This window comes from Oceanibium sediminis (assembly GCF_003265325.1).
Taxonomy (GTDB): domain Bacteria; phylum Pseudomonadota; class Alphaproteobacteria; order Rhodobacterales; family Rhodobacteraceae; genus Halovulum; species Halovulum sediminis.
Window position 1 is genome coordinate 270,987 of sequence record NZ_QGNX01000004.1, and the last position, 12,070, is coordinate 283,056.

Annotated in this window: 11 protein-coding genes; 3 read left to right on the forward strand and 8 right to left on the reverse strand. The window is 65.3% G+C overall.

Annotated elements, in window-relative coordinates:
• Window positions 1–2 precede the first annotated feature (2 nt).
• The 7 genes from DJ029_RS12450 to DJ029_RS12480 all read right to left on the reverse strand — a co-directional run bounded on the left by DJ029_RS12450 (window position 3) and on the right by DJ029_RS12480 (window position 6,668).
• On the reverse strand, window positions 3–1,202 hold the full coding sequence (locus tag DJ029_RS12450) for an efflux RND transporter periplasmic adaptor subunit (protein WP_157966360.1): 1,200 nt from the start codon (window positions 1,200–1,202) through the stop codon (window positions 3–5).
• A 110-nt stretch (window positions 1,203–1,312) separates the two neighbouring features.
• Entirely contained in the window at window positions 1,313–2,005 is a 693-nt protein-coding gene (locus DJ029_RS12455) for a glutathione S-transferase family protein (RefSeq protein WP_112322794.1), read from the reverse strand.
• A 24-nt stretch (window positions 2,006–2,029) separates the two neighbouring features.
• Window positions 2,030–2,767, reverse strand: coding sequence for an amino acid ABC transporter ATP-binding protein (locus DJ029_RS12460; protein ID WP_112322795.1), 738 nt, complete (start codon window positions 2,765–2,767; stop codon window positions 2,030–2,032).
• Window positions 2,718–3,422, reverse strand: coding sequence for an amino acid ABC transporter permease (locus DJ029_RS12465; protein ID WP_112322982.1), 705 nt, complete (start codon window positions 3,420–3,422; stop codon window positions 2,718–2,720). The genes DJ029_RS12460 and DJ029_RS12465 overlap by 50 nt, the downstream gene beginning before the upstream one ends.
• An 8-nt stretch (window positions 3,423–3,430) precedes the next feature.
• The gene (locus DJ029_RS12470; protein ID WP_112322796.1) at window positions 3,431–4,108 is read right to left on the reverse strand and encodes an amino acid ABC transporter permease; all 678 of its coding nucleotides are present in this window, start codon (window positions 4,106–4,108) and stop codon (window positions 3,431–3,433) included.
• 58 nt (window positions 4,109–4,166) lie between these two features.
• Window positions 4,167–4,976, reverse strand: a complete 810-nt coding sequence (locus tag DJ029_RS12475; protein WP_157966361.1) for a transporter substrate-binding domain-containing protein — start codon at window positions 4,974–4,976, stop codon at window positions 4,167–4,169.
• Between the two features lie 219 nt (window positions 4,977–5,195).
• Complete coding sequence (locus DJ029_RS12480) at window positions 5,196–6,668, reverse strand: aldo/keto reductase (RefSeq protein WP_112322798.1); 1,473 nt, start codon at window positions 6,666–6,668, stop codon at window positions 5,196–5,198.
• A 72-nt stretch (window positions 6,669–6,740) separates the two neighbouring features.
• Between DJ029_RS12480 and DJ029_RS12485 the strand changes: the two genes are divergently transcribed.
• The 3 genes from DJ029_RS12485 (at window position 6,741) to gcvPB (ending at window position 10,904) form a co-directional block, all read left to right on the forward strand.
• Window positions 6,741–7,853 (forward strand): ATP-NAD kinase family protein, encoded by a 1,113-nt coding sequence (locus DJ029_RS12485; RefSeq protein ID WP_232823074.1) that lies wholly within the window; start codon window positions 6,741–6,743, stop codon window positions 7,851–7,853.
• Between the two features lie 88 nt (window positions 7,854–7,941).
• Window positions 7,942–9,348, forward strand: a complete 1,407-nt coding sequence (gene gcvPA / locus DJ029_RS12490) for an aminomethyl-transferring glycine dehydrogenase subunit GcvPA (RefSeq protein WP_198671142.1) — start codon at window positions 7,942–7,944, stop codon at window positions 9,346–9,348.
• Entirely contained in the window at window positions 9,345–10,904 is a 1,560-nt protein-coding gene (gcvPB, locus tag DJ029_RS12495) for an aminomethyl-transferring glycine dehydrogenase subunit GcvPB (protein ID WP_112322800.1), read from the forward strand. The genes gcvPA and gcvPB overlap by 4 nt, the downstream gene beginning before the upstream one ends.
• A 15-nt stretch (window positions 10,905–10,919) precedes the next feature.
• Here gcvPB and DJ029_RS12500 read toward each other — a convergent pair whose 3' ends face one another.
• Window positions 10,920–12,059, reverse strand: a complete 1,140-nt coding sequence (locus DJ029_RS12500; protein ID WP_157966362.1) for an NAD(P)/FAD-dependent oxidoreductase — start codon at window positions 12,057–12,059, stop codon at window positions 10,920–10,922.
• Window positions 12,060–12,070 lie beyond the last annotated feature (11 nt).

Genomic DNA, 12,070 nt, shown 5'->3' on the forward strand with positions numbered 1-12,070 from the left:
GCTCAGCCCCTGCCGGCCAGCTGGCGCTGTCCGTCGCCTTCGCCGTTCGCGTTTTCAGGCGCGATGCTGCCCTGCGCATCCCCGGCGCGACCGGGCTCGGCCCCCTCGGCGCCGCGCAGCGTCGGCGCGATCTCCTGGCCCGGGCGCAGGCGTTCGTTACCCCGCACCACGACCTCATCGCCGGGGGCGAGGCCCGACAGAACTTCGAAGGAGCCCCCGATCGCCGCGCCCAGTTCGACTGTGCGCGCATTCGCCTTGCCGTCCTCATGGACGAACACGCTCCAGCCGCCGCTGGACTGCACTAGGGCGTCCTTGGGCACCACCAGCACATCGCGCGGCGCGCTGACCGGCACGTTCAGCGTGACCGACTGGCCGACGGCCACCATGGCCTCGGGGCCGGTGATTTCAAAGCGCACCGGGCGCGTCCGTGTCGCGGAAAACTCCGTCGGCAGGATCGCGCGAAGCCGCAGGCCGAGCGCCCCGCCCGCATCGCTTTGCGCCTCGACGGCCAGGTCCGGGCTCAGCGCGCTGATGAACCGCGCGGGCACGTTCGCCTCGACCTCCGTCGCGCCGGGATCGACCAGCATCGCCACCTGGCTTCCGGCGGAAACGAACTGGCCCACCTCCGTCTTCAGCTCCAGCACTACGCCGTCGAAGGGCGCGCGCACGATGGCGTTGGTCAGCTCGTAGCGCGCCCGCGCAAGGGCTGCTTCCGCCGCCTGAACCCGCGCCATGCCCTGCTGGTTGCCGCCGATCGCCTCGGCATAGGCGCTGGCGCGATCCTCGAGCTGCACGTCCGAGATGGTGGCGTTCGCTTGCAACGTCTCGGCCCGCCGGAAGGAGGATTCCGCACGCTCCAACTGGGCCTGGGCGACGGCCAGGCCGGCCTTGGCGATCTGCACCTCCGCCTCGGCCTGGGCAAGCTGGATGCGCAAAAGCTCGGTATCGAGACTGGCGAGCACATCCCCCTTCGCCACCCGGTCGCCGACCTGCAAGGGAACCTCGGCCGCGACACCGGACACCCGCGCGGCGACAGCGCTCTGACGCCCCGAGACAACCTGCCCGAAGACAGAAACGGTCTCCGACATCTGCTCGGTCGCGACGATGTCGGTCACGACCCCCGCCGGTCGGCCCTGCGCCAGCGCCTGAGTCGCGCCGGCCAGAAGGCTCAGCGCGATCCCAATGATAAACAATCGCCGCATCGGGCCCCCCTGGGTGACAAGTTCATCCGGGGAGAGATAGCGCAGTTTCATGCCTGACCAACAGTCAATTTGCCGCCCCCGCGCCTAGCCCGGACACATGATAGAGCCAGTCAGTCCGGTTCAGGTGCGAATATCTGGGGATACATGTGGCGCATCGCCTCTTCATCGAACTCCGTCTTGAAGGCGTACCGGTCCTTCAACGCCAGCGCGGCTTGTGCGGCCGGTCGGGCGTCAAGCTCGGCCATCAGGCGATCGAGGTTTGGAAATTGCGTCATCGCATTCTCGTCGCCCAACATGAAGGGGATGCGCGGCGCCCACCCCCAGATGGCCATGTCAACGATGGTATAGGTGTCGCCCAGCATGAACCGCCGCTTCGCAAGCCGGTCGTCCACGATCCGCCAGTGACGCCGCGCCTCGTAGTCGTAGCGTTTGATGGGATAGGCCAGCCGCTCTGGCGCGAAATTGCGGAAATGCACTGCCTGCCCGGAATAGGGGCCGACCCCGCTGGCAATGAACATAAGCCAGGACAACAACTCCGCCCGCTCGGAGAGGCTGTCACCGTTCAGGAACTTTCCCGTCTTCTCTGCGAGGTACAGAAGGATCGCATTGCTGTCGAACACGATTACGCCGCCGTCATCGATCGCGGGCACCTTTCCATTGGGATTGATCGCACGGAAACCGGGGCTGTGCTGGTCGCCCTTCTTCGTATCGATGGGCACGGCGCGGTACTTCAGCCCTGCCTCCTCAAGGAAAAGACCGACTTTCAGCGGGTTTGGCGCTGCATTGAAAAAGAACGTGAGCATGTCGCCCCTCTCGTCCCCCACCCGCTAGTGGCGCAGGATCTTGCTGAAGAAATCCCGCGCCCGGTCCGTTCGCGGTGAATCGAACAGCGCGGCGGGCTCGCCGGATTCCACGATCTGGCCGCCATCCATGAAGATGACCTTGTCCGCGACTTCCCGCACGAAGGCCATTTCATGGCTGACGATGATCATCGTCATCCCCTCGGCGGCCAGTTTCCCCACCGCGTCGAGCACTTCGTTCACCAGTTCGGGATCAAGCGCGGATGTCACCTCGTCCAGCAGCAAGATCTGCGGTTTCAGCGCCAGCGCGCGCGCCAGCGCCACGCGTTGCTGCTGCCCGCCGGAGAGCTGGTCGGAATAGGCGTCGGCCTTGTCCCCGAGCCCCACCAGCCCAAGCAGGCGGCGGGCCTCGGACTCCACCTCGGCGCGAGGCCAGCGCTTGATCTTCAGCGGGGCGAGGGTCAGGTTCTGCATCACCGTCATGTTCTGGAACAGGTTGTATTGCTGGAACACGATGGCCATGCGATCCCGCGCCGCGCGCACCGATTTCGCGTTGGAATAGTCCAGCTGGTCCCCGGCGAGGGCGACATGCCCCCCTGTCACGGGCGTCAGTCCCATCAGTGCGCGCAGCACCGTCGACTTGCCCGAGCCCGACGGACCGACGAGCGCCGCGATCTCGCCCTTCTCGATCGAAAAGCTGATGCCCTTCAGGACTTCAAGTGCGCCATATTTTGCGCGCACGTCGTTGACCGCGAGGTGTGCCAAGACGTTTCTCCAGATATTGGCCAAGAAGGCTGAGCGGAAAGGATAGCAGGAAATAGCACAGGGCGATGGTTCCGAAGACAAGGATCCCCGAATACCCCTGGTTGTTGAGTTCCTTGCCACGGAAGGTCAGTTCGAACACGCCGACCTGGCTGACCAGTGCGGTATCCTTGATGAAAGATACCGCGAAGGCGATGGCTGGCGGGACGATCACCGGCCACGCCTGGGGTAGCACGATCTTCAGTTGGGTTTGCAGGCGCGACAGGTTCATCGCCTCGGCCGCTTCGACTTGGGTGCGTGGTACGGATTCGATGCCGCCGCGGATGATGTCGGCGGTATAGGCAACGGCGTAAAGGCAGATCGCGATCACCGCGATGGTGAACAGCGACGCGTCCGGCGTGACCGCCTGGATGAAGAACAGAACGAGGTAGATCACCACGATGAAGGGAATACGGCGGAAGACTTCGACGTAGGCAATGCAGATCCAGCGCAGCGGCAGCGCCCAGAGGCCGGGCGTCTGGCGCAGGAACACCAGCACAAAGGCAAGGCCGAAGCCGATCAGGCAGCCGACGAGCGTCATCGCCAGTGTCAACCCGGCGGCCTCCAGCAAGAGCGTCAGGTTCTGGGCACTGAAGAAGCGCGGGATCTGTTCGATCATCCGCTCCATCAGAAGATCTTCGCCTTCACTCGGAACGCCCAGCGGCCCAGCAGCGCCAGGCCGATGCTGGCGATGAAGGTCAGCACGACGTACATCCCCGCGACGACGGTGAAATACTCGAGCCAGCGGTAGTTGACGCTTGACAGGTTGATCGCCTGCCCGGTCAACTCGTCCACCCCGATGAGCGCACCGACCGAGGTGCCCATGACAAGGACAACGATGAAGAAGTTGGCTAGCGCGGGATAGATGGATTTCGCGATATGGGGCACGATGATGTAGCGGATCTGCTGGACAAGCGACATGCCGAGTGTCTGGCCCGCCTCGATCTCGGTCACGCGGACGGACAGGAAACCGGCGCGCAGGATGAGCGTCAGATAGGCCCCCGCATTCAGCGTCAGCCCGATCAGCAGGCAGGCTTCGTTCGACCAGCGCACACCGACTTCCGGCAGGCCGAAGTAGAGGAAATAGATCTGGATCAGGGCCGGCGTGTTGGTGATGAACACGACATAGGCGTTGACCAGCAGGCGCACCGGCCATGGCCCGTAGGTCTTCAGGCTGGCGCAAACCAGGCCGATCAGTGCACCCCCCGCAAAGGCGAAGACACCCAGCTGGAATGTCAGCAACGCCCCTGCGAACAATTCGTCGAGGTTGTCCCAGACGACCCCGAACTGAAACCTGTAATTCATGCCTATGACCTTTTTGGCTCAGCCCGGAGCGTATTCCCCCCGGACCGAGCCAGGATCATCAGAAGTACGGATCGGGTTCGACCGTGCGCAGCATCGGCGCACCGTAATGACGTTCCCAAGTCTCGTTGATCATCCCCGAGGAGTGCAGGTTGTAGAGCGCGATGTTCAGCACCTCGGTCAGGTTGTCGTTGCCCTGCGCCACGCCGATCGCGCAATAGGCGACGAAAATCGGGTTCTCGACCACACGCCAGTTCACGTCTGGGTAGTTTTCCGTAAATGCCATGAAGAAGTCGATATTCTCCACGATCGCGTCTGCGCGCCCCTGCGCGACGAGGCGCACGGTATCCGCCAGGGTGTCGACCAGTTCGACCTCCACTTCCGGCATGTTCTCTCCGATCCAGTCGACCGTCCAGTTGCCGCGCATGTTGGCCAGCGTCACCCCGTCCACGTTGAAATCCTGCCAGCTATCACCCTCGATCTTGTCGGTGGCGAGCACGGCCAGAACCTCGGTGTGAAGCGGCACGGTGTAATCGATCAGCTTCGCGCGCTCGGTATTGCGGGTCAGCGCCCCGAGCGAAATGTCGATGCGGTCGGACACGAGGAACGGCACGCGCTGAGGCGTCTCCGTGGGTACCCACTCGACCTCCACGCCGATGGCGGCGGCCAGCGCTTTGCCGACATCGATGTCGAAACCTTCCCATTCCCCCGCATCGTTGCGTGTGCTCATGTTGGGGAAGTTGGGGTTGATGCCGATCCGGATCACGCCGTCCGACAGGATGTCATCCAGGCTTTTGGCTTGCGCAGCCGTCAGGGACATCGCCCCAAGTGCCACCGCCGCGATGCCGGCCAGAAAATGTCTCTTAAGCATTGTTGGTACTCCCATGTCGTACAGGTCGATGTGCGTTGGTCCAATCGATAGGTCGGATCTTGCGCCCGACTTGTGCGCAAAACGAACTTTTGTGCGCAAGAAAAGCGTCGGGCAGATTGCAACGCCTGTCAATCCCCAGCCTCGGGAATTCGCAAACTTAAGGGAACAGCCGCGCGGCGACGCGCGATTTGCAGGCATCGCGCATCGCGGGCCGCGGGATCAGCCGCCGGAGATTTCGGCCTCCACCTCGATCTCGACATCATAGGGCCCGATCAGATCGACCCCGCCGACCAGCGTGTTGGCCGGACGCGTTGCCCCGAAATATCGCGCGTGCACTCCCGAGACAGCCTCCCAATCCTCTGTGCGGCGCAGGTAGATGCGGGTGCGGATCACATCCTCGGGCGTTCCGCCAAGCGACAGGATCGCGGCAAGGATCTTGTCGAAAGCGTAGACCGCCTGCCCTTCCACGTCACCGGGACACACGGGAGCGCCGCCGGGCGTCGTGGCGGTCGTTCCGCTGACGAGGATGCGCGCGCCGGACCGGATGGCGCGCGCGAATCCCGCCTTCGCTTCCCAAACGGAACCGCTTTCCGCGCGCATCCGCCCCGGCCGTGACGGAACCTCTGCCACGTCGAAGACCGGCGGCAGCGCATCGAGGTGATGGCTCAGATCCCCCGAGGCGGTGAGGAATGGCGGCTTTCGGTACTCGTCACCGCAATCGCCGGGGATGGGCGTCATTCCGGCAGTCGCCGCACCAAGCGCGGCCCGATCCTCGGCATCGAGTGTGAGGGACAGCGCGCGCAGGTTGTCGGCGCGATGCTCCGTCTCGCCCAGTCGCGCGCCGATGATCGTGGCGCGCACCGCCGGATGATCCAGCACCCAGGCCGAAGCGACGTTCGACGCCGAGACGCCATGCTTTGCAGCGATCGCGGAAACCGCCTGCATCATGTCCTGAAATGGCCCCCAGCCACCACCTGCATCGATGAAGCGCTTGTATTTCATGCGGCTCCAATCGGGGATGTCGCGCGGCTCCTCCGCCCCGATCCAGCGATCCGAAAGAAAGCCCCCGCCAAGAGTGCCGAAAGCCAAGATCGCCACGTCATGCGCCAGCGCAACGTCCGAAAGATCCGCCGCCGCACGGCGATCCAGCAGCGAGAAGCAGACCTGGTTCGAGGCCACCTCGATCCCGTTCTTCAGCAACATACGCAGGTGTTGTGCATCGAAGTTGGTCAGCCCGATTTCGCGGATCAGCCCCTCCTCGCGCAGGCGCATCATCTGCTCAAGCGCATCGAGGTATTCCGGCGACTCGTAGCGCCACCAGTGGAACTGCATCACGTCGATGCAGTCGAGGTCCAGCCGCTCCAACGCCGTCTCGATCCCCTTGCGCACGACGCTTGCGCCCATCGATCCCGGCTCGGGGCACCATTTCGTCAGGATCGTCGGCGGCGTTTCGCCCGCCTCGCGCATGGCCTTGCGGACCATGCCGGCCACGATCTCGGCGCTGCCGTAGTGATCGGCCATGTCAAAGGTGTCGAAACCCGTTCGGGCATAGGCCAGCAACGCCTCGGCCGCCGCATCAAGGTCGAAGGGCTTGCCGTCGCGCTCCTGATCCGCCATCTGCCACAAGCCGGTGATCAGGCGTCGGATCGGCACATCGCGCCCTAGGGTGGCGCTTTCCGGCTGGCGAGTCATTTGGTCTCTCCCATTTTCGAACATTTGTGCGCATTGTTGGGGGCAGCATTCAAGGGGCAACCGTTGGACACCATGCGTATCGGACTGATCGTGAATCCCGTCGCCGGACTTGGCGGCGCCGTCGGGCTGAAGGGCACCGATGGACCGGATACGGTGGCGGAGGCGCTGCGTCGGGGCGCAAACCCGCAGGCCGGGGCGCGCACGCGGCTGGCACTGGAACGCCTTGCCGCCCGTTGCCCGGGGGCGGACCTTTCCGTCGCCCCCGGCCCCCTTGGCGCGGACTGGGCGGAAGGATCGCCCCTTACCCTGGATATCGCGCACATGCCCGCGGCAAGCGGTACGGGACGCGACACCCAGCTGGCCGTAGAGGCAATGCGGGATGCGTCGCTGATCGTCTTCGCCGGCGGCGACGGCACCGCCCGTGACGTGGCCGCTGCGCTGCCCGAGGGGGCCGCGATGCTCGGCATCCCCTGCGGGGTCAAGATGCATTCAGGTGTCTTCGCGGTGTCCCCCGGCGCGGCGGGCGCGCTGCTGGCGGATCTGGTCTCGGCGCCGGACCGGATCGCCTGGAATGACGCCGCCGAGGTCATGGACATTGACGAGGACGCCCTCCGCGCCGGTGTGCTGGCACCGCGGCTCTACGGGCTGGCGCGGGTGCCTGTCGCCCGCCGACTGATGCAGGCGTCCAAGGGCGGACCAAGGATGGATTCCGCAGAGGCCCTGACAGCCGCCGCGCAAGAGGTGGCGCACAACATGACCCCCGGAACGCTTTACATCATCGGCCCCGGCACCAGCGCGGGCGCGGTGATGCGCGCAGCAGGGCACGCGCCGACGACCTTGGGCACGGACGCACTACTTGATGGCGCGGTGGTTGCCCGTGACGCCCGCGCATCAGAACTGGAGGCATTGGCAAGCGACCGCCCCGTTCGCATCGTGCTCGGCGTTACGGGCCAACAGGGCTTCCTACTCGGGCGCGGCAACCAGCAGATCAGCCCCGCGCTGATCGCGCGCGCCGGCCGCGAAGGGCTGATCGTCCTCGCCACGGAAGAGAAGCTCGCCAGCCTCGCCCAGCCCCGCCTTTGGGTGGATACGGGTGTGCCAGACCTCGATACGGCGCTCTCGGGGTATATCCGCGTCAGGACCGGCGCAGGACGCCTGACAATGATGCGCGTCGGGGCGAGTTGATTCCCAATGTGCGATATGCGAACTTTTGTGCAGATCAGGATATGCGGTCCGCAGAATCGACAATGAATCGAAAAGCAGGGAGCAAGCCATGACCAGCCAAACCCGCGCCCATCCCTGGATGGCCAACTCCGCGCCCGGTGCCGTCCAGGCCATGCTGGACGAGATCGGCGCCGCGTCCGTCGCCGAGGTGTTCGAGCAGATCCCGAAGGATCATTTCCGCAAGACGCCGCTCGACCTGCCCCCCGCCCTCGACAGTGAGGTGGCTCTGAGGCGCGATCTGGTGACCAAATTGAAGCGAAATTCCGATTGCGAGGCGAACCTGTCGTTCCTTGGCGCGGGTGTCTGGCAGCACCATGTCCCGGCGGTCGTGGATGAGATCGTCGGGCGGACCGAATTCGCCACCAACGTGTGGGGTAGCTACCAGTCCGATCACGGGCGCAACCAGGCGTGGTTCGAGTTCTCATCGCAACTGGGGGCGCTGCTGAACCTCGATGTGGTGCAATTGCCGGTCTATTCCTGGGGATGCGCCAATGGCCACGCGGTACGCATGGCCGCGCGGATGACGGGGCGCAACAAGGTGCTCGTCTCCGCGCTGTCGGACCCAGAGCGGCTGTCAGTCTTGCGCACCTATTGCCAGCCCTCCGAGATGGACAGCCATATCGAGGTGGTGAGCGTCGCCACCGATCCGACCAGCGGGCGGCTCGACCTTGGGGACCTGGCGGCGAAGCTGGGGGACGATGTGGCGGCCGTCTATTTCGAGAACCCCGCCTATCTGGGCACCATCGAAACCGAGTCGGCCGAAATCGCCCGTCTGGCCCGCGCGGCGGGGGCGGAAACCATCGTCGGCGTCGACCCAGTGTCACTGGGGGTGATGACCGCGCCGGGGGATTACGGGGCTGATATCGTCACCGGCCCGGTGCAACCGCTGGGCGTGCACATGCATTGCGGCGGCGGTGTGGGCGGCTTCATCGCCTCCCGCGATGAAGCGCGATATGTTCATGAATACAACGGGTTCCTCGTCTCTGTTGCCGAAACGGTTCAGGATGGGCCGCTTGGCTTCGGCCTCGCCTGTCCGCACCAGAACTCCTACGGCTCGCGCGAGCACGGCAAGGACTGGACCGGGAACTCAACCTACCTCTGGGCGATTGCCGGGGCCGTCTACATGAGCCTGCTCGGCCCTGATGGCTTTCGCGAACTGGGCGAGTTGATCGTGGCCCGCGCGCGTTACGCCGCAAAGCTGCTCGGCGCGGTACCGGGGGTGCGGATCGTCTGGCCCGACACCACGTTCAAGGAATTCGTGGTCAACTTCGACGACACTGGGGAAACGGTTGAAGATATTAATGCAAGCCTCAGGAAACATAAAATCTTTGGAGGTATCGATCTGTCGAACCAGATCCCTTCGCTGGGCAAGTCCGCGCTTTACTGCGTGACCGAAGTGCATACCGCCGCTGATATCCGCCGGCTAGCCGATACCCTGAAGGAGGTGCTCAAATGACCCGCCTGCCCGAGTTTCACGCCGCGAAATGGGATGAACCGCTGGTGATGGAGATGGGCCGCCCCGGTGGGCGCGGCCAGCTGTTCCCCGCCCCCGAGCCGGAGGTCGCCGAAGCGGTCGGCACGGGGCTGATCCCCGCCGCCATGGCCCGCAAGGACCGTCCCGAACTACCCGAGATCACCGAATTCGAAGCGCAGCGCCACTACCTGCACCTCAGCCAGATGACGCTGGGCATGATGGGCATCAGCCTGTTCGGTACCTGCACGATGAAGTACAATTCCAAGACGGCGGAGTATGCCACCCTGCGCCCCGAACTGGCCGAGGTGCACCCCTACCAACACCCGGATACCCTGCAGGGCGTGCTTGAGATCATCCATGATTTCGACGTCATCCTGCGCAGCCTTTCGGGCATGGATCAGTTCATCTTCCAAGCCGGTGGCGGCGCGGATGCGGCCTATACCATGGCCACGGTCGCACGCGCCTACTGGGCAGATCGCGGCCTGCTCGGCCAGCGGACCGAGATGGTCACCTCCGTCCAGGCGCACCCCTGCAACCCCGCGACGGCTGCCGCCGCCGGGTTCACGGTGGTCAACCTGCCGCTTGAAGATAACGGCTACCCCTCGCTCGATGCGCTGAAGGCGGCGGTCAGCGACAAGACCGCGCTGATCATGATCAACAATCCCGACGACATGGGGATCTACAACCCCGAGATAAAGGAATGGGTGCGTATCGCGAAGGAGGCGGGGGCGCTGTGCTTCTACGACCACGCCAATTTCAACGGCGTGATGGGCAAGCTGTGTGCGCGCGAACTGGGCTTTGATGCCTGCATGTTCATGCTGCACAAGACCTTCGGCGCGCCCAAGGGCGGCGGTGGCCCCGCCGTCGGGGCGTTCGGCTGTTCGGACGAGCTTGCGCCCTACCTGCCCTGCCCGGTCGTGGTGAAGAATGGCGATCGCTACGAACTGGACGACGACCGCCCGAAATCCGCCGGCAAGGTGCGCGAGTACTGGGGCAACGTCCCGCAGGTCGTCAAAGCCTACGCCTGGGCCCGCGCCATGGGGGCGGAGGGGATCGAGCTGGCGTCCGATATCTCGGTGGTCGCGAACAACTATATGGACAAGAAGCTGGCGGAGATTCCGGGCCTCGCCATCTCCAACCCCGATGTGACGCAGCGGCGGATGGAGATGACGCGCTGGTCGCTCGGCCCGCTGACCGAGGAAACCGGCGTGGGCACCGCCGATTTTGCGAACCGGATGGCCGACTACGGGATCGACCCCTGGTGGATGAGCCATGAGCCCTGGATCGTGCCGGAGCCCTTCACGCCCGAGGCGGGGGAGCTGTGGTCGAAAGAGGATATTGATCACTGGATCGCCGTAGTCGCACAGATCGCACAAGAGGCACGGGAAAACCCGGAGTTGGTGAAGACCGCGCCACACAACCAACCGGTGGCCCAGTTGAAGGGCGACGCCTTCGAGGACCCGGAGAAATGGGCGATGACCTGGCGGGCTTACAAGCGCAAGGTCGCCGGTGATACCGCCACGCAGGGAGTCGCCTGAGCGATGGCCGCGCCGTCAGTCGTAAAGGGCCGAGATGCCCTTCAGGTCGATCGACGGCGCACGCCCCTGTACCAGATCGGCGGTGACCCGCGCCGTCATCGGCCCGGCACTGAAGCCGACCCATGGAAACAGGGCAAGGAAGAAGCCCGGCACGCCCGGCGCCTCGCCCAGGATCGGGCGCCAGTCCTGTGTGCCGTTGACCCAGGCAGTCCAACTGCGCAGCACGCGAGTGCGCGCCATGGCCGGAACCACCTCCGCCGCCATGGCCATGTTGCCAGCAAAGTTGCGCGGGTCGGTGGCCAACCCCCCACCCTCGCGCACCTGCGCCGCCCAGCCGCCGCCGATGATGCAGCCCCCGTTCGCGGCCTGTTTCAGCGACAGCTTGCCGGCGGCCGAATAGACCAGATGCGGGATCGTGGGGGCGATGGGTTCGGTAACGCTGACCTGCAACGGAAACCCGCCCAGCTCGACCGTCAGGCCGACCATGGCCGCAACATCCGCGGCGGCGGCGCCTGCGGTGTTGACCACGCGCGTCGCGTGAAACTCGCCCGCGTTGGTGGTGACGGTAAAGCCGCGCGCGCCATGCTCGATCCGCTGAACGCGCGCCCCGCGGATCAGCCTTGCCCCGGCACGCGCAGCGGCGCCCGCCACGGCGGGGGTGGCGCGCAACGGGTTGGCCTTGCCTTCCATCGCGCAGAACCCAGCGCCGATCGCGTCCTTGGCCAGATAAGGCGCGACACGGCGCAGATCAGCCGCATCGAGCAGCCGGATCTCCACCCCGACGGAGGCCTCCACCCCGGCTTTTGCCGCGATCAGGCGCATCTGCACATCACTGCGCGCCACGACGAGGCCGCCTTTCAGCGTGACGTCCAGATCCTCACCCAGGTCGCCCGGCAGGTCCTGCCACATGGCGATCGATGCCTTGAGAAACCGCAGCGTGGGGGCGTAGCGCCGCGCCCAACCCTCGCCATAGGCGGCGAATTCGGGGTACTGGATCTGCAGATGCAGCGAGCCCGCGTTCGCCCCGGAGGCCCGCGCACCGTACTCCCCCGCCTCGACCAGGATCACATCGACGCCGTCGCGCGCCAGGTACCACGCCGTCATCAGGCCTGCGATGCCACCGCCCACCACCAGCACATCACACCGCGCCGTCAAGACCGGCCCCG